The organism is Pantoea sp. EKM20T, from assembly GCF_011800485.1.
GTDB classification, from domain to species: domain Bacteria; phylum Pseudomonadota; class Gammaproteobacteria; order Enterobacterales; family Enterobacteriaceae; genus Pantoea; species Pantoea agglomerans.
The window spans coordinates 337732-355065 of the sequence record NZ_JAALFW010000004.1 but is presented as its reverse complement, the minus strand read 5'-3'; the positions used below and the strand labels follow the sequence as shown (position 1 = coordinate 355065).

The 17334-nt window shown below is 48.5% G+C and carries 16 protein-coding genes; 10 read left to right on the top strand and 6 right to left on the bottom strand.

The window, feature by feature from the left end; all coding sequences use genetic code 11:
• The first annotated feature begins 11 nt into the window (after window positions 1-11).
• The 5 genes from HFD94_RS09925 to HFD94_RS09905 all read left to right on the top strand — a co-directional run bounded on the left by HFD94_RS09925 (window position 12) and on the right by HFD94_RS09905 (window position 3057).
• Window positions 12-434, top strand: a complete 423-nt coding sequence (locus HFD94_RS09925) for a hypothetical protein (RefSeq protein WP_010247334.1) — start codon at window positions 12-14, stop codon at window positions 432-434.
• A 116-nt stretch (window positions 435-550) separates the two neighbouring features.
• Window positions 551-790: a hypothetical protein gene (locus HFD94_RS09920; RefSeq protein WP_167433089.1), complete on the top strand. Its 240-nt coding sequence runs from the start codon at window positions 551-553 to the stop codon at window positions 788-790.
• A 152-nt stretch (window positions 791-942) separates the two neighbouring features.
• On the top strand, window positions 943-1188 hold the full coding sequence (locus tag HFD94_RS09915) for a hypothetical protein (protein WP_232526482.1): 246 nt from the start codon (window positions 943-945) through the stop codon (window positions 1186-1188).
• Window positions 1189-1830: 642 nt separating this feature from the next.
• Entirely contained in the window at window positions 1831-2187 is a 357-nt protein-coding gene (locus tag HFD94_RS09910) for a hypothetical protein (RefSeq protein ID WP_167433088.1), read from the top strand.
• Between the two features lie 384 nt (window positions 2188-2571).
• Window positions 2572-3057: a GNAT family N-acetyltransferase gene (locus HFD94_RS09905; RefSeq protein WP_167433087.1), complete on the top strand. Its 486-nt coding sequence runs from the start codon at window positions 2572-2574 to the stop codon at window positions 3055-3057.
• 187 nt (window positions 3058-3244) lie between these two features.
• On the opposite strand, the gene HFD94_RS09900 is transcribed toward HFD94_RS09905, so the two are convergent.
• Window positions 3245-4195, bottom strand: a complete 951-nt coding sequence (locus HFD94_RS09900; protein WP_031592446.1) for an AraC family transcriptional regulator — start codon at window positions 4193-4195, stop codon at window positions 3245-3247.
• A 108-nt stretch (window positions 4196-4303) separates the two neighbouring features.
• Here HFD94_RS09900 and HFD94_RS09895 point away from each other — a divergent pair, with 108 nt between their 5' ends.
• Window positions 4304-5527 carry an MFS transporter gene (locus tag HFD94_RS09895; RefSeq protein ID WP_167433086.1) on the top strand — a complete coding sequence of 408 codons (1224 nt, stop codon included), beginning with the start codon at window positions 4304-4306 and terminating at the stop codon, window positions 5525-5527.
• Between the two features lie 335 nt (window positions 5528-5862).
• Window positions 5863-6309 carry a GNAT family N-acetyltransferase gene (locus HFD94_RS09890; protein ID WP_157353375.1) on the top strand — a complete coding sequence of 149 codons (447 nt, stop codon included), beginning with the start codon at window positions 5863-5865 and terminating at the stop codon, window positions 6307-6309.
• Window positions 6310-6643: 334 nt separating this feature from the next.
• Here the strand turns inward: HFD94_RS09890 and HFD94_RS09885 are convergent, their stop codons facing one another.
• Window positions 6644-8185 carry an MFS transporter gene (locus tag HFD94_RS09885; protein ID WP_167433085.1) on the bottom strand — a complete coding sequence of 514 codons (1542 nt, stop codon included), beginning with the start codon at window positions 8183-8185 and terminating at the stop codon, window positions 6644-6646.
• Between the two features lie 121 nt (window positions 8186-8306).
• Between HFD94_RS09885 and HFD94_RS09880 the strand changes: the two genes are divergently transcribed.
• Window positions 8307-9197 (top strand): LysR family transcriptional regulator, encoded by an 891-nt coding sequence (locus tag HFD94_RS09880; RefSeq protein WP_122889343.1) that lies wholly within the window; start codon window positions 8307-8309, stop codon window positions 9195-9197.
• Window positions 9198-9542: 345 nt separating this feature from the next.
• Entirely contained in the window at window positions 9543-11480 is a 1938-nt protein-coding gene (locus HFD94_RS09875; protein ID WP_033760282.1) for a methyl-accepting chemotaxis protein, read from the top strand.
• A gap of 864 nt (window positions 11481-12344) precedes the next feature.
• Here the strand turns inward: HFD94_RS09875 and HFD94_RS09870 are convergent.
• Both HFD94_RS09870 and HFD94_RS09865 read right to left on the bottom strand, forming a co-directional pair.
• A complete protein-coding gene (locus tag HFD94_RS09870; protein WP_167433084.1) occupies window positions 12345-13364 on the bottom strand; it encodes a LacI family DNA-binding transcriptional regulator in 1020 nt (339 codons plus the stop codon).
• Window positions 13365-14073: 709 nt separating this feature from the next.
• Entirely contained in the window at window positions 14074-15141 is a 1068-nt protein-coding gene (locus HFD94_RS09865; protein ID WP_033760287.1) for an aldo/keto reductase, read from the bottom strand.
• A 98-nt stretch (window positions 15142-15239) separates the two neighbouring features.
• Here HFD94_RS09865 and HFD94_RS09860 point away from each other — a divergent pair, with 98 nt between their 5' ends.
• Window positions 15240-16157, top strand: a complete 918-nt coding sequence (locus HFD94_RS09860; RefSeq protein WP_010670295.1) for an AraC family transcriptional regulator — start codon at window positions 15240-15242, stop codon at window positions 16155-16157.
• Between the two features lie 188 nt (window positions 16158-16345).
• On the opposite strand, the gene HFD94_RS09855 is transcribed toward HFD94_RS09860, so the two are convergent.
• A complete protein-coding gene (locus HFD94_RS09855) occupies window positions 16346-16837 on the bottom strand; it encodes a heme-binding protein (protein WP_010247306.1) in 492 nt (163 codons plus the stop codon).
• A 5-nt stretch (window positions 16838-16842) separates the two neighbouring features.
• On the bottom strand, window positions 16843-17253 hold the full coding sequence (uraH, locus tag HFD94_RS09850) for a hydroxyisourate hydrolase (RefSeq protein ID WP_010247303.1): 411 nt from the start codon (window positions 17251-17253) through the stop codon (window positions 16843-16845).
• Between the last annotated feature and the right edge of the window lie 81 nt (window positions 17254-17334).

Here is a 17334-nt window from a genome sequence, read left to right as displayed (position 1 = left end):
ATGAAACTTCTATGTCAAAGCTACACAACACGCTGATTTTTTTTCCACTATCTGCAGGGCTGCTCCTTTCCCTGCCGGTATTCAGTCAGACACTCCCGCAGGACACTATTCAGCTGTCTGCCTGTGAGAGCCTGAACGGACAAGATGGGAACGGCAGTTCGCCTGATGGAGAAAGTGGTAAAGACGGCGTGCCCGGTACAGGCTGTCTGAACGGAGGTAACGGCGGTAACGGTTCTGCTACAGGTGGTAACGGCGGAAATGGGGGAAATGGGGCAGGCGCCGCGACTGAACCCTACCATAAACACCACAAACATCATAAAAATGGACAGGGTAGCGCCAATGGTGGCAACGGGGGTGATGGTGGTTCAACTGACAATGCGCCCGGAGGTGCTGGCGGTGATGGAGGTAACAATGACCAGTCAGAACATCTGTAAACGATACCGTACCCTACTAAGGTGCTCCACTCTGATACTGGTGATTTTTACACACTACGGTTATGCCTCTCCGGCCTCCCCGATTCCTTTTCCTGATTCCTTATCACTGATTTCTGATGGTGGAAACGGCGGGGACGCTGGTCCGGGCGAAAACGGAGGGGATGGCGGTAACGGCGGTAATGCTGGTACAGGCTCCAACTCAAATGGCGGAGATGGCGGAAATGGCGGCACTAACGGAGCCGATGGAGGGGATGGTGGCAACGGAGGAAGCGGGAACAACTCATCCGGTGGTGATGGTGGTGATGGTGGTGATGGCGGTGATAGCGGTGATAGCGGCGGCGGCATATAAGTCATAGCGCAGAGGATGATATGAAAAACCTTCTCATGAAAGCTGTATATCTCATTATTCTCACCTCAGCATTACTGAGACCTTTCATGGTCGTACTCACGGTAACCTCTTCTCTGGCGGCCGGAATATTCAGCACTGCGGCATGGGCAGACGGCGACGGTGGCGACGGTGGTGACGGTGGCGGTGACGGAAACGGGGGAGACGGAGGGAATGCTGGTTCTGGCAGCAACGGAAATGGCGGCGACGGCGGTAATGGTGGTGAAAACGGAGGAAATGGAGGGAACGGCGGTAATGGTGACGGATCAGGTAATGGCGGAAACGGAGGCGATGCGGGTCCTGGCGGCGTCGGCGGGCAGGGTGGCAGTGGCGGGAATGAGGGAGGACATGATGGTTCTCCCGGAATGAGTGGAGCTAAATAGTTATCCCTATGCAGTTAACGTGGTTTGCCGGAGGTTGATGACCCCGGCGACCTCATAAACACAGACTAAGCAGACAGCAAGGCAATGCGGAGACACCGGGTTGCCAGGCCTGAACTGCAAAGCCGGTGAAGTCATATCAGTCGTTTTTACCGGTCCCTGCAAGTCCCGATCTTCCTTAAAAGACATGGCATAGTGTCAGCCTGAGTGATGGCAGCTTATCCGGCACCACCCAACCATCCAGTTCCCGCCCGGCCTCTGCCGACTCCTGTGACATAACCCCAGCCTCTTCTGCAGGGGAACGGGTTGAATCGCGGCATGCTGGTCACGGATGTTATGTTGCATTAGATCTGAAAGCCGTTCTTATCAGGCCAGGATATTAAGGATCGCAACATAAAAAGAAGATACATGTGGTGAGTGTCCGCTATAAGCGAGGAACGGACGTTCCGTTCTTAATGACTGACTGTTACCATTGCATCCAACATAGCACCCGGCTCATCCAACCTTACCCACAACAAAAATTAATATCCATAAATCAGCTCTATACACGTATGACATCACCAATTCCTCAAGTCACAAAATATTTTGCCGATAACGATTTTTTAACGATCCAAAGTCCTGGAAGACAGACATGAATAAATTTGTTTATTGTATGATTGCTGTGTGTTTTTCCGGTTTATGTTCCGCAGCTGAAGGTTTAGGTTTGGGGACATATTTATGTGATGTCCGGATAACCAGCTCTCATACAGAGACGCAGCTTTTGCCAAAAGCTGCTGTCGTTGAAGACAATGGAAGTAACTACAAAGTGAAAATGCTGGGTAATGAGGTAGCATCCCCAGCGCTTGAAAGTGTCATGGGTGGTATTAAACAGCAGGCTACTGTTAACGGATTAACCTTCGTAAGACGTCCTAATTACGATGATCGTTTTATCATCGAAAATGCGCATTCCGGCTTCTTTTATAAAATGAGAAACTGCAAAAAAAACTAATATTTTTTCCGCTGATGCTTTAAGCATTAGTATAGGATGGCTTTTAAATTAATTGTGTTTTAAAAGTCCCTGTTTACTATATTATCTTGATTGTGAACCTCATATCTTTGCAGCCATGTTATGATTAAAATGCTTCGACAAATTGCTGTCACCTATTCGGCCGATGAGCAATTTAAACTGCTATCATGTCCGTATGCCTTCCAGTTTAACGTTCAAGCTGTATTACCTTTGTATTAATTTCTGGCAACTGCAATGAGGCGGGCCAGACTAAGTTCAGATTTATGTCCGCTATGAGTGAGGAGCAGCCATGACCCCAGGGATGGTTTAAATAAGTGATATCCCTTTACCCGTTTTGAGCTGATGCTTTTCTTAGCAGGATGCTTTATGTTGGTCACACTCATCCTGCAGGGTATAACCATGATAAAAGTAGAAAAATCAGATCCATTCTCTTCAGAATCCCATCGTTTAATCGAAATGCTATCAGCAGAACTTGCCGCTATTACTGGTGATAACGGCAAAAGCAATTTCACCACCCAAGCAATGGGTGATGACAAAGCTTTATGGGCATCAGCAAAGAATTCTCAAGGCAAAGCTGTGGGATGCGGTGCTATACGGCCATTTACCCAAAATATAGCCGAGCTTAAAAGAATGTTTTCAGACCGAAGTGAGTCAGGGATTGGTGGTGCTTTACTCACTTTCCTTGAAAAATCAGCAAAAGAGATGGGATATATCGAAGTTAGGCTGGAAACCCGCCACATCAACTATCGTGCTGTAAATTTCTACATGAAAAATGGTTATGTCCCTATTGAGAATTACGGCCCATATATAGGCAGGACAGAAGCTATCTGTTTCTCAAAGGCATTGCGCTGACTATATTAATTGGAACTGACGTCCGCTCCTGTCAAAAAGTAAACTGTCATCGGGCTGATGACCGCTATATGCCAGAAACGGACACTGTTTTTAATGTGATTTATTTATTTGATGCTGCCTTTGCTGGAGCACAAAGGAAGTCAGGCTACGTTGCGATTACTGCTATCCCCGCCAGGGATAAAACCCATTAGCTAAGCAAACGAACCGCGCCTGGAGACTTGCCCGTAACACGCTTAAAAGCCCGGCTGAAAGCAGCCTGAGAGGAGTATCCTAACCGTTGCGATGCGGTGTCGACGGTAATATTTTCTGACGACAGCCAGCGGACAGCGAGATGCATCTTTACTTCTGTTGCATACCGTAGCGGTGGGACGCCGATAGTGGTCTGAAACCTTTCGGCGAATGCGGAGCGGGATATATGCGATTCGGCGGCGAGTTCTGCCACGCTCCAGTCCCGGCCCGGTTCGCGATGAATCGCCAGGATGGCCTGAGCCAGACGCGGATCGCGCAGTGCTGCAGCCAGGCCAGGGCTATTGCCGCAACCGTCTTCCACCCATCCTCTGATAAACATCGCTCCAGCCACATCGGCAAGCCTGGCGAGAATACCTGCATAGCCCACGCGTCCGGAGCATATCTCACGCTTCATCGCATCAAGGATATGCATGAGTCCCGGCCACTGAATCCCCTTTGCATCGGCATGCATAATTTCAGGCAGCACATCCGCCAGCCGTTGCATGCTTCCCAGATCAATTTTCATGCAACCAAAAAACAGCACAGCGCCTGGCGTTTCCTGGGTACTCGGGCAGGTATCAATCCCACTCACTTTTTCATCGAGTGGTGCCGTTTCAATATTGTCGATATCCAGCACGTCGGCGGCTGTTGCCGACAAAAGCTGATGCCGTTCGCCGTGGGGAAGAAATACAGCCTCTCCGGCTGAAAGCGTAAGAACTTCGCCGTTTGCACTATGGAGCACCATCTCACCTACAGCGACGTAGTGCAGATAAGCATGACCGGGCCTGCTTGCGAAGTTCAGGCCAAACGTATCTCCCGTCTGGATACGCTGATATCGCACGCCGTATAGCCGCAGGCCGGAAAGCAACTCGCTGATGAGTTCTGATGACAGAGCGAAGGATGAAGTCATATGCCTTTCCGGGTTCTGGGTAAAAAAGTGAGGGTTTTAGAGCATAGATCATCCAGCTGCGCCTGAATAGACTTCTTCTCCTGAAACGACTTTCCAGGAGACTTAGAAATGACGGATGAAACTTCTATCAGGGTTCACAAAGAAAGAGTGCAAAGAGATGAGAAAATCCAGCCAGCCTGGCTTGCGGTTTTTTCGTTAACCATGGGTGTTTTTGGCCTGCTCACCGCAGAGTACCTGCCTGCCAGCTTATTAACGCCTGTTGCACGGGATTTGGGTGTGTCAGAATCTCTTGCAGGACAGGCCGTAACAGTGACGGCGGTGATTGCGTTATTTGCCGGATTACTGATACCGCGATTAACGCGTGCGCTGGACCGGCGCGTCGTGTTGTTGAGCTTTACCGCCCTTATGATCTTCTCAAATCTGCTCGTGGCGCTCTCTTCAGGTATTGTCATGCTGCTGGCAATGCGCATCCTGCTGGGTATCGCGTTGGGTGGATTCTGGAGTATGGCAGCGGCGGTTGCGATGAGGCTAGTGCCGGAGAGGCTGGTACCGCGGGCGCTGTCGATCATTTTTAGTGGAATCGCGGTAGGTACTGTTGTTGCCGTACCGCTGGGAAGTTATCTGGGCGAGATGTCTGGCTGGCGTAGCGCGTTTATTGCCGCTGCTGCGGTTGGCGCACTCTCTTTCATTTTTCAGTGGCTGACGCTGCCCGGAATGCCGCCGGTAGTCAGGACCAGGACGGCATCCGTATTTTCTCTGCTCCAGAGGCCGGGCGTGAGCGTGGGCATGCTGGGGTGCGTGCTTGCACACACCGGCCAGTATGCGCTGTTTACCTATATACGGCCTGCGCTGGAAGGGCTCGCACACATAGACGCAAAAGGGCTGGCATTAATACTTCTGGTGTTTGGCATTGCTAACTTTATCGGGACACTGTCGGCAGGATGGCTGATGGAACGCAGCCTGCGTTTTACGCTGATTATTATGCCTGCTCTGGTGGGAGCAGCGGCACTGGGTATGATCACTCTGCCGTTATCAATCGCCGGGCTTACGGCGCTGGTCATGCTGTGGGGGCTGGCATTTGGTGGCATACCGGTGGCGTGGTCAGGTTGGGTCGCCCGGACTCTTCCCGATGAGGCCGAGAGCGCAGGGGGTATGGTGGTCGCCGCCGTTCAATCCTCCATTGCCGCGGGTGCAGCAATAGGTGGTCTGATATATGGCCTCAACGGGGTGACGGGGGTATTCATTACAGCTGCCTGTATCATGCTCACTGCCGCGCTGGTTATTGCATTCCGGGTCAGAGTCTCGTCATCAGCTGAAGGAACGCAAAACTGACCATTTCAGTGACATTTTAAGATGTCAGGACACCTCAATCGAACAGCTTAACATCCCCGGACCGCACAGCGTTCCGGGCCTGCTGGCTGAGTCTGTTGGTAAAGGGGCGCGTTAACTGCTGAAGCTGGTTAAATGCGTTTTGAGCGAGGAGCGGAGCTTAGCAATAATCAGTAAGTGCCGTTTACTCGCTATTCTGAAATATCACCATTCTCAGTGGTGATTCAAACGTGCAGAGAAAACATTCCTTAACAGAGAAGCTTGAAAAACAGTTTCCAGGTGATATCTTCAACACATAACTACCTAATCAGGAAGACAGTGTGATTACTCTCAGGAATATGAATGAAGAAGAATTCGTAAATTATCGTTCTCTTTTCATCCATGAATATTCGCAGGATCTGCAAAACAATCGCGGATATCTTTCCGAAAAAGCACGAATCAAAGCCATAGAATCTATTGATACAGTGTTAACAAAGGGAGTTGTGACCCCGGCTAATCAGCTGTGGTGTATCCAACAGCCTGATGAACCAGAGGACGTTATTGGCATCCTCTGGCTGTCGATCACCGGGTCATCAGCCTGGATAAGTGATTTCTACATTTATCCTGACTGGCGCGGCCGTGGATTCGGTGGTCTGGCCTTATGCGAAATGAAAAGATTGCTAAAAATAATGAACATCGATGAAGTCGGACTTAGGGTAGCTCCGAATAATGCCTCAGCCAAAGCACTGTATCAGAAGAATGGCTTTCATATTACCGGCATCAATATGTCTCAAAATTTAAAATAAATAATTTAATAAAGCGTTCTTACCAGTAGCCAAAGAGAATATCTTTTTTAAAGACCCCGCCGTGCAGCGCCTCATAATACACATTTGAGGAAATATTTTTTACGACACAATGCATTATTCTCCATAACCCGCTGAGCAAAGAACGGCCTCTTAATCACAACGGGTTTAACCGTTACCTCATGGGTGATTTTGACTAAGTTTGTCCCGTGAAAAGAATCAGCTTTGTAAGGGGCCGCTCCTGGCATAGAGCAGTCTGACATCGGATAATACCCGCTATGAGCGAAAAGCGGACGTGATGAAATGAACGCTTACGACCTTATTCGATCACGATTTTTCACTCATCTCTGGCCAGCGTATTGCCTGCAGCACAGCCTTGCCTCTGCCGACCCAGCGTGATCCAGACCATCAGCGCGCAAATCAGCGTGACAGCAGCCAGAACTCTAAAAAGAAACGTATACGCAGTGTCATAACTGTCCTGAAGCAATAATCGTGAAATACCGGGTAACATCGCAGCGGCCTGCTCAGTACTGCCGCCCCCCAGCCATGCGGCAGCCTGGTGAATGACCTCTGGCGCATACCCGTGAACGGTGTTTTTCAGATTCAAATCATTCATTTCTGTTAAAAATGCTGACGCCATCGCCAGAGCGATCCCTTCTCCAGCAACGCGAACGGTATTAAAGAGGCCTGCGGCCATGCCCGCTTTCTCCACAGATACAGCTGAAAGTGCCAGACCATCCATCAGTCCCCATGGAAGCGCAGCGCCGGTACCCGTCATAATAAGTGAAAGCACAAGAAAATTACTGCTGTTACCCGGTAGTGCGTATCCGAGGAAAAGCAGCCCGACTGATGCAATAATAAGTCCCGCAGCTGAAACGGTTCCCGGAGAAAACCACCTTGTCAGCAGTGCGGCAATCGACGGGAAAACCAGCATTGGAGACGTCAGCGCCATAAGATAAAAAGCGCTCCGGGACTCACTCATCCCGTCACCGCCCATAAAATGCAGCGGAATAATAATCAGCAGCACAACATAGCAATAGCATGTTGCTATCGGCAGTAGCAGAACGCCGGAAAAGCGCGGGCGCAGCAGCAGAGAGATATCCAGAACAGGATTTTCAACCCCCAGGCAACGCACTACAAACCCGCTGAAAAGCAGCATGGCGGAAATGAAAAGGGCGAATGTGGGAAACGATAAAAACCCAAAGGCAGGTATAAGCATCACCGCTGATGTAAATAACATCAGGGCTGCAGTAAACATGATTAATCCTGTGCCGTCTGGTTTCTGATGTCCGCTCTCCTCTGATGCTGGCAGAAACGCAGCACCAGTCAAAATTACAATGCCTGAAAGCAGAGCTAACATGGCATACAACCATCTCCAGCCCAAAGCATCCGTAATGAAACCCATCAACACAGGGCCGAACGCCAGGCCCACGCCAAACATAGTGCCAAGTACGCTGAAGGCCCGTGTCCTGTCCGTACCTTCATAGAGACGGGCCAGTGCAGCGCTGCCGCTGGCCAATATCAAGGCCGCCGCAAGACCCTGCAGTGACCTGAACAACCCAGCCATAAAGATATCCTGTGTCAGGCAGATCATAACGCTGCTCAGGCAAAACAGGGCTGAGCCTGCGGTAAAAATGCGCTTTCTGCCAGTAACATCCGCAGCAACACCGGCTGACAACAAGAAACTGCCGAAAGTCAGCATAAATCCATTCGTCAGCCATGACAGCGCGGCAGGCGAGCCGCCAAGAGCCTGTTGTATTGCCGGCGTGGAGATTACACCACCGGTAAAGCTTAACGGCAGCAATACAGCCGCCAGATAGACAGAAAAGGCTGCCATATCCCTGGCATATGGACTGGGTGTTCTGGCTGAAGTTGCCATTGGGTGACCTTATGTTTCCGAAAAGCGGATGGGTTAACAAACTTCAGCAATGTTATTGCAGACATCAGAGTGAATAAATACACTGAAAATCTCTTCTTAACGGACATTAAGTTTATAATTAATGGACAGTCTGACCTCTCTTACTTCGTTTGTCCGGACAGCGGAGACGCTGAGTTTTGTACAGGCCGCAAGGTTGCTTGGGATTTCGGCCTCAGCGGTCGGGAAGAATGTCGCCAGACTTGAGCATAAACTGGGCGTACGTCTCTTAAATCGCAGCACCAGAAACGTGAGTCTGACAGCGGAGGGGGCTGCTTTATTAATCCGCTGCCAGCAGATTCTTGAGCAATTACAGGAGGCGGAGTCAGAACTGACGAGCAGCTTAGCGCAGCCTGCCGGGAAGCTCAGGGTTTCACTTCCTGTCATTGGCTACAGGTTGATCCTTCCTCTTCTGCCGGACTTTTCCCGCCGTTATCCTCATGTAGAACTCGATCTCGATTTCAGCGACCGGCTGGTAAACATCATTGATGAAGGATTTGATGTAGCCATACGAAGCGGTGAACTGACGGACTCCCGACTGAAATCTAAAAAGGTTGGTGATTTTCGTTTTGTGCTCTGCGCCAGCCCTTCCTATTTGAATGAATATGGCGTACCCGGCTCGCCAGCGGATTTAACGATGCACAGGTGCATTTCTTTTCGTTTTCCCTCAACGGGGCTGCTCCAGCCCTGGGAACTGCGCGGTATGTGCCCGGGTGCTGATTTGAGGACAGCCTCTGTTCTGACCGTAAATAATATAGAGGCTTCTGTTCGCCTGAGCCTGTCAGGTATGGGGATTTGCTATGTGCCCGGTTTTGTCGTTCGCGAATCTTTGAACACGGGGCAACTGAAAGAGGTATTGCCAGGTAGCTGTACCAGGCAGGGGGTTTTCTCGGCACTCTGGCCAGCCAGCCGGTATCTTTCACCGAGAATACGCTGCTTTGTCGATTTTATTGGTGAGTCCGGCCTGTCTCTGTAATCTGTACCAGGCAGTTAATGCTTTCTGAAATCGTATGCACTTTTATGTTTATCTCAAAATCATGAACGTCCGCTCCTGGCACAAAGTGGACATGAATCATGTATAAAATTCGTTAAGAGAGAAGTAGATATTAACAATCTTTCCTACCTCTTATGAGGTAATTGTTAACATCAGTATTGTCTAATTACTGGGTAACAGGTTAGACCTTGTTGCGATTCAACCTAAATATTCTCTTTCTTACGCCTGCTATAAAGTTAATGAATAGTTAACCGATAATGATGATTAAGATGCTTTTAATCTGCATTATTTGTGTTCTTATAAAAATTAATTCAGCAGGGTGTAAAAATGAGTAATATTCTTAACAATATTAATCTTACCGCTAAGTTTGCAATTCTGGGCTTGTTTTGCCTTGTTCTTTTTTCAGTTCCTACCGTGCTTTTTGTGTCAGAAGGTAATAAATATATTCAGGACAAGCAGAAAGAAGTAACAGGAGTGCCTGCTGAAAACAAAATCCTTGCCCTGTTGAATCTGATACAGCGCCATCGCGCTGAAACAGCCCTCGCTATTGCGCAAAAAAATCCTGCCACCTCATCGCGTCTAAGTGTTAGAGATGACATTGTTACTATCACCGATGCCATCAAGAAAGAGATGGCGCAGACAGAAGGCAGTGCGGGTTTAATCGAAAAAATCAATGGGGTGCGTGCACAGTGGGACGCGCTGCAGCAGGACATTGATGCTTCGAAACTGAATCAAACGACCAGTCTTGACGCACATGCGCAACTCATCCGCAAACTTCTTAACACAAACCGCGACGTGCTGGATTTTTACGGTTTGTCGCTTGATTCAGATATCAGTACGTACCGCCTGATTATCAGCAATTTCTCATCATTGCCTGAGCTTACCGAAAGTCTGGGTAAAATTCGTGCGTTCGGGACTTCACTGCTTGCCAGGAAAGAAGCCGTTAGTGAGGCTGACTCTGTCCGTATGGAATCATTAATCAGCACGGGTGCCTATAATCTGGATATGTTTGCTCAGGACTCAGAGAAGCTTTTTTCGTCTGATACAGGGCTGAAGCAGAAATTCAGTGCCGATGCAGACGCGGCCGTGCAGGAAGCCCAAAATGCCCTGAAAACTGCAGGGGCGTTATTTATTAGCCGCAGTATGACGAATCAGAATCCTCAGGACTATGCCGCAATTTTTACCAGCGCGATTAACAGATTCAGCACCTACGCGATTGCGGGCGGTAATGAACTGAATGACATGCTGAACCAGCAGATTACGGACCACCGGAATGCACAGTATGGTTTGCTGAGCGTTCTTCTCTTTATGGTCCTGCTTTCTGTCTTTTTCGCATTGATCATTATCCGTTCTGTTACACGACCTATCGGTGCCGCGTCAAAGCTTGCGCTTGAAGTAGCAGAAGGCGATCTGACAGCATCTTTTTCCGTGACAGGACGCAATGAAACAGCCGGTCTGCTTAAGGCATTACTGCAGATGAGTCAGCGCCTGACGGTGACGGTAGAAAACATTAAATCTAATGCCGTCACCATTGCCACCTCATCTGAGGAGATTGCCCGCGGTAACGGCGATCTTTCTGCGAGGACGGAAGAACAGGCTGCATCACTGGCTGAAACAGCCGCCAGTATGGAACAGCTCTCTTCGATCATCGGCAACAATGCTGAAAACACCCGCCATGCTGCAGAAATGGCCAGCTCGGCTACCAGCGCGGCATTGCGTGGCGGTCAGGCAATGGAATCAGTGCTGGGTTCCATGGAGAAAATCAGCAGCAGTGCAGGGCAGATTAAGGAAATCATTTCTGTCATTGATGGGATTGCGTTTCAGACGAATATTCTCGCGTTAAACGCGGCTGTTGAAGCTGCCCGGGCCGGTGAGCACGGTAAAGGCTTTGCCGTTGTTGCGGCGGAAGTCAGGTCGCTGGCACAGCGCTCGGCTGGCGCGGCGAAAGAAATTAAAGGACTGATCGAAAAGTCTGTGGAGAATGCTGAGCAGGGCATTTCGATGGCCCGGGATGCAGGTGAAAAAGTGAAGGAGAGTATGGATGCGATTGAACAGACAGCACAGCTGGTGAGAGAAATTTCATCTTCTTCAGAAGAGCAAAGTGCAGGCGTATCGCAGATAAATATTGCCGTTACTCAGATGGATCAGGTCACACAGCAGAATGCCGTGCTCGTTGAAGAGTCAGCATCGTCTGCTGATGAACTTGCAAGTCGAGCCGCTAATCTGAGGGACGCTGTTAGCGTGTTCCGCACAAACGCTGGTTAAAATTTCCGTTAAGTGCTTCTTTTATATGTCTGTAAACGGCGTGCTGTCGGCGCATTTCTGAGGTCTGTCATCTCAGTAACAGTATCTCATAAGCCATCCTACGGGATGGCTTAATTCCTTCCTTACGTAACTTTGGCACAAAGCGGACATACGTGCTGCAAGGTCCGCTTTGAGCGAAAAGCGGCCGTCAAATGTACGATGACAGTGTAGTTTTGCCAAAATAGACATAACATACCTATCGCACATGCAGGCGACAGGCAAAAAACCGCCATCTGAGTGGGTCAGCTGCGGAAGCAGCCGGGGAGAAAAGGTTATGCATCCCGGAAAATCCGGCGTTCAGCGAACTCTGTCACCTGTAAGCCTTGCTAAAAAAAAGCGAACGGCACAAACCATGTGCTGCCGATCACGTAACGCCGAGAGAAGAATAAAAAAACCGCCGTGCAGGCGGTTCAAAGAGGTATTCAGTGGCTTTTGCTCTTATCGTGGCCGGTCGGAGCAGCCGCCGTTTGAGCTTAATGATAAAAGGCATCGGCAAGATAGCAAGCGTATCTCGGGCCGCGTTCCGGACGGATCCCACGGTATCTGCAGGATAAATAACCCGCTTTAGGCAAAAAAAAACCGCAGGGGGCCGAAGACGTGCAGTGGCTGAAAACTCCTGAATCCCTGGCCTGGTGTTGGCTTGCCGCTTATCTTGAATCTACTATGTATAGTATCGATAGTAGCTTAGAAAACTACAACATATTGTATCTGCGACAGCTCGTTGCGGTCCGACATTCAGAGTTATAGGGGTTTTACCAACCAGCGGAAGATTAAGAGTACTAATGAGGGGGCCATTATTCTGAATCAATCGTAACCAATTTTATATCACCTATAATTTTCAGGAGTGTACAGCATAAAATCAACCTTTCCTGACTTATATTCATCAGGCTGCTCACCCATTTCAAGATAATGTAGCGCCAGTGTTATTGCCAGCTGAGCATGCCTCAACGTATTTTGATCTATGGTCAATGTCAGCACTCGTTGTTCGAGTAATTGCCGTGTTGTATTGTAAAGTTCATGAGTGACGTAAACTACTTTACCTCTAAGATTATAATCATTCAAAATCTCACTAACCTGAGTGTTACCCATGCCTGTATTATAAATTCCGACAATATCTTTATCAGATGCAAGGGTTCGGTTTAATAAAAGACTGATAAGCTCCCGTTCATCCTGACTGTAAATAGGTTCGCGCACATTGATTTTAGGATAAAATTTCTGCATTACTGAAATAAAGCCATCGACACGCTGACGATGGACTGCGTATTGCGTACGGCCGCTAATTATCACCACGTCCCCATGTGATGGTAGCATACCACCAAGTACAAAGCCTGATGTACGGCCTGCACTATATTGATCAATTCCTACGTGGCACAATCTATCAGATCCTGGTAAATCTGCCACAAGGGTTATTACCGGGACACCGCGAGATTTACACAGGGTCAGCATTTCATAAATAAGTGGGCTCTCATGTGCAAATATAATCAAAGCGTCCATTTTTTTACTGCTGGCTTCAATGTGTTTTGCCATTTTTTCCGGAGAAGCTTCAGAGAATAAAGTTTTATAAAGTGTTATTCTGCGATAGCCTAAGTTATCCGCCAGCATGGAAAAATCTTTAGCAAGCTGTTCGAAAAAAAAAGATTTATTACTGCTCAACAGGACCTCAAGCTGCCAGGAGGGTCTATGCTTTTCCGGCAGAATACGCTTAAGTCCCGCATCACGGGCGGCCTTGAGTATTAGATTCTCCATGGCCGGCGATACTCCACCCCGATCATTAAGCACCCGATCAACTGTTGCAACACCTACACCTATTTTCTTTGCAAACTCAGTAATAGTTAATTTTTTCATATTTTATCGTATTTACTTTAACAGGTTTCGTCACTATCAAACTATAGTAAGTAATCTATAACACTGCCAGCGTTACAATCTTAACTTCAATTTATATTCTTTTCACATAAAAGACAAATAAATTTCACTTAAAATTAAGAGTAACACTCCAACAAAACTCTACTTTAAGAAATACATAAAACTTACTCGCATAAAAATTAACTTGAACTTATAGAACTTTTTCAAAAGCAACGCTGCGAGACATCGCATTCCTTACGAACAAATCAGCCGACTCTAAGTTTGACCAAAATGGCATTTAATTTTTAACAGAATCATATCATTAAACAATGAGTAGAATTATTTGCCACAATAAATAATGGCAATATTTAAAGTATTATTTACTCTGGATTTTTGACGCGATTTAAATATAGACCCTTTCTTCATGCAACAAATAGATGCATATGAAAAACATTAATATTCAGCCTTACCATGTCAATCAGCTTTTATATTAGATTATACTTAATAATAGTTTGATAGGATAAAATTTTACTCTCTACGAAAGTTTTCAGCCGGCGTAAGGAACTAACAGCATGAGTGAGTTAAATTGAAGATGTTAACAGCAATAGATGCTAACCATAATGTTCACTGCCTGAGTCAGCAGAGCCCGTCAGGAACCCGGACTCAGCAAAGTTATTAAAAGCTTAGTTATTTTTATAGCTCTGAGCCCGTGTTAAACAGGGGATTCACCTAATATCCAGTTAGGCCCGGTATCAGGAAAGCCTGCCGGATAGCGGCTCGCGGCATTATATGACTGAATCCATCCGGGATAACGTGTACCCGGATGACTGACCTTGTCCAGCATTTCTTTTTCCTCCTCGCTGAGATTAACAGACAGCGCGCTAAGGTTATCTCTGAGCTGATGCACATTGCGCACACCCGCTATGACGCTCGTCACCTGCTTAGAAGACAGCAGCCAGGCTATTGCGATGCTGGCAGGAGTAGTGCGGTGTTTTTCAGAAATTGTTTTGAGAACATCCACGATGTCCCATGCCAGGCTTTTATCAACGGGTGGAAATTCAATTTTTGCGCGTCTTGCAGAGGCCTCATGACTACCACTGCGGTCAAATTTGCCTGAAAGCAGGCCTCCTGCAAGAGGGCTCCAGCATAACAGTCCGGTTTGGCTATCCTTAATTGCCGGAAGGAGTTCATGTTCAATGTCGCGGCAGGCCAGTGAATAAAAAGACTGTACGCTGGCAAATTTCTCCAGCTTATGTTCACCTGAAATACCCAAAGCTTTGGCAATCTGCCAGCCGGCATAATTCGAACAGCCTATATAGCGAACCTTGCCCTGACGCACCATGTCGTCCAGTGTCCGCAGAACCTCTTCAATCGGTGTTACGGTATCAAAATTGTGGACCTGATAAAGGTCAATGTGATCGGTCTTAAGCCTTTTAAGGCTGGCTTCCAGCGCCTGCATAAGGTGATAGCGCGACTGCCCTGCATCGTTTGCGCCCGCATTCATTCTGCTGTGCGCTTTTGTTGCAAGAAAAACCTGACTGCGTCGCTGTGCCAGCACTTCGCCCAGCACGCTTTCAGAGCCCCCCATACCGTAGATATCCGCGGTATCAATAAAATTGATGCCGGCGTCCAGCGCCTCACCAACGATAATGTCCGCCTCTTTGCCCGTCAGGCGGCCGATGGCATTACCGGCGGCATTATCCGCCCCGCCAAATGTCATCGTCCCGAGACAAATGCGTGAAACATAAATCCCAGTTTTACCCAGTTCTGCGTATTTCATTTTGTTTTCTCCGTTAAGCTTCAAATGATAATGACGCAGACAAACGCTTTCTTTTATTATAGAAATCCCTTTTTTATTATTCATTCGTCCAGGAAGTTATGGATCCGTTGTCTGATATTCTTTCACTTCTGAAGGCAGAGGCCATCCTTACGGCCCGTATGGAAGCACGTGGCCCTTGGGCAATGCGGTTTCCCTCTTATAAACACATTAAGTTCGGCACTGTGCTTGAGGGGAAATTCTGGCTTTGGATGGACGGAATGCAGCCTCTGCTGCTTGAAAAAGGGGACTTCTATCTTCTGACTTCGGGTGACGCTTACTGCTGTGGCTCAAGTCCGGCATTGATGGTAAGTGACGGACGGCAGATTTTCTCTTCTCACCGTGAAGCGGATGGTGTGGTCCGCTACGGACAGGGAGAACTTATCAGTGAGGGGATTGGGGGGAGATTCGTATTTGAGGAGGCTTCCAGCCCGCTGCTTTTAAAACATCTGCCTCAGGTGCTGGTTTCACGACGAGAGGAAAGTTCTTCTCCTGCACTCACCGCCCTTATCACTTTGCTTTCGCATGAAACATCAGCGCTTCGTCCCGGACACGACATTGTGGCCAGTAGCATGGCAATACTTGTTCTGGTGCAGATGCTGAGGGAATACTTAGAGATTAATCAGAAAGGGACATCCTGGCTGAATGCCCTCGGTGACAGGAAAATAGGACCCGCACTGACACTGATACATTCTTCTCCATCTGCAGACTGGACGCTGGCAAGTCTGTCTGCAAAATCGGCTATGTCCCGCAGTGCGTTCGCCAGTAGGTTTCATCAGCTTACCGGTTCAACGCCCGGGAATTATCTGACGTCATGGCGAATGGAGCTGGCATGCGCTGAACTCAGAAAGCATCACTTAAGTATTACTGAGATAGCCAGATTAACCGGATATAAATCTGTTCCCTCTTTTTCTCTGGCCTTCAAACGTCATACCGGAAGAACGCCAGGAGGCTATCGTAATCTGCATAAGAACTGTTAACAGGCCACTCCGATAATTGTCTTTTTAATGCATATGCATAATTATCAAAAATTTATCGCAGTATTCAAATATACAATGTTCGCTTCTGGCACAAAGCAGCCGTTCTGGCGGCGACTTATCTAAACAACATGGGGAACAGTTTATTCCCCATGTATGGCAGGAATATACCCGCCGCGCGTTCATCATGATTACGGTTGCTTGCTGTTACCCAGCACTTTGTTAATCGCTTCGGTCCCACATTGATCGTCGGATTCCGCGCCGCCGGTGCCCGCCATGCCGATAGCGCCGATCCACTGGCCGCGATATTGCACCGGCACGCCGCCGCCAAGCAGCAATAGCTCATTAACCGTATTCAGGTTGACGCTTTCCGGTGAGGATTGCGCCTTTATGGTCAGTTGTCTGGTCGGCGTTTTGGTGGAGAGCGCAGTAAACGCTTTACGCCATGCCGCCTGGGTGTTGTGCGGCCCCACGTTGTCATCCCGCATTAGCGTGACCAGGTTTCCACCCCGATCCACCACGGCGACTACGCCCTGACGATTCATGTTATGGCAGGCGGACAAAGCCTCCGTCGCCAGTTGATTACTCAGCGCCTGCGTCATGTCATAGACAGAGGCTGGCTCAGCAGCGAGCGCCACGGCAGGTCCGGTTGTCAGCATCAATGCCAGCAGTAAACGTTTCATTTATTTCAGCTCCCGCGATAGGTGGAATATCCGTACTGGCTCAGCAGCAACGGAATGTGATAGGTGGTCGTGGTATTGGTGATATGGAACTCCACCGGGATTTCGGGGAAGAAACTCTGCTGTTGATGTGCCGCAAAATAGTGACCGGTTTTAAAAATCACCCGATAGTCTCCCGCCTCAAAGGGCTTTGCTGGCCAAAGGGCATCAATCCGACCCTGCTGATTAGTATTGGCGGTATTCAGTACTTTCCAGCTTTCTCCCTGTTTCTGCTCAAGCATTACCTCAACCTCTGAGGCCGGCAGCCCGGTCTGCTGGTTCAGCACGTGAACGCTCAGCGGATTTTTACTGGCCGCGAAGGTGACCGCGGGAACGGCAAGCAGCGTAGTGAGGGCCAGGGCAGTGAGACTCTTTTTCATTTTTTAATACTCCGGTGTTAATCACCCCGCTGTTATACCTGTACGGTTGTTCGTTCTGCCTGTCAGAAAGATGACCATATT

What these genes read in the sequence shown, in the direction of transcription:
- HFD94_RS09885 (WP_167433085.1), bottom strand. Translation starts at nt 8,185, where the DNA reads ATGGCAACTTCAGCCAGAACACCCAGTCCATATGCCAGGGATATGGCA.
- HFD94_RS09895 (WP_167433086.1), top strand. Translation starts at nt 4,304, where the DNA reads ATGACGGATGAAACTTCTATCAGGGTTCACAAAGAAAGAGTGCAAAGA.
- HFD94_RS09855 (WP_010247306.1), bottom strand. Translation starts at nt 16,837, where the DNA reads ATGAAACGTTTACTGCTGGCATTGATGCTGACAACCGGACCTGCCGTG.
- HFD94_RS09920 (WP_167433089.1), top strand. Translation starts at nt 551, where the DNA reads ATGGTGGAAACGGCGGGGACGCTGGTCCGGGCGAAAACGGAGGGGATG.
- HFD94_RS09880 (WP_122889343.1), top strand. Translation starts at nt 8,307, where the DNA reads ATGGACAGTCTGACCTCTCTTACTTCGTTTGTCCGGACAGCGGAGACG.
- HFD94_RS09900 (WP_031592446.1), bottom strand. Translation starts at nt 4,195, where the DNA reads ATGACTTCATCCTTCGCTCTGTCATCAGAACTCATCAGCGAGTTGCTT.
- HFD94_RS09875 (WP_033760282.1), top strand. Translation starts at nt 9,543, where the DNA reads ATGAGTAATATTCTTAACAATATTAATCTTACCGCTAAGTTTGCAATT.
- HFD94_RS09865 (WP_033760287.1), bottom strand. Translation starts at nt 15,141, where the DNA reads ATGAAATACGCAGAACTGGGTAAAACTGGGATTTATGTTTCACGCATT.
- HFD94_RS09870 (WP_167433084.1), bottom strand. Translation starts at nt 13,364, where the DNA reads ATGAAAAAATTAACTATTACTGAGTTTGCAAAGAAAATAGGTGTAGGT.
- HFD94_RS09905 (WP_167433087.1), top strand. Translation starts at nt 2,572, where the DNA reads ATGTTGGTCACACTCATCCTGCAGGGTATAACCATGATAAAAGTAGAA.
- HFD94_RS09890 (WP_157353375.1), top strand. Translation starts at nt 5,863, where the DNA reads ATGAATGAAGAAGAATTCGTAAATTATCGTTCTCTTTTCATCCATGAA.
- uraH (WP_010247303.1), bottom strand. Translation starts at nt 17,253, where the DNA reads ATGAAAAAGAGTCTCACTGCCCTGGCCCTCACTACGCTGCTTGCCGTT.
- HFD94_RS09925 (WP_010247334.1), top strand. Translation starts at nt 12, where the DNA reads ATGTCAAAGCTACACAACACGCTGATTTTTTTTCCACTATCTGCAGGG.
- HFD94_RS09860 (WP_010670295.1), top strand. Translation starts at nt 15,240, where the DNA reads ATGGATCCGTTGTCTGATATTCTTTCACTTCTGAAGGCAGAGGCCATC.
- HFD94_RS09910 (WP_167433088.1), top strand. Translation starts at nt 1,831, where the DNA reads ATGAATAAATTTGTTTATTGTATGATTGCTGTGTGTTTTTCCGGTTTA.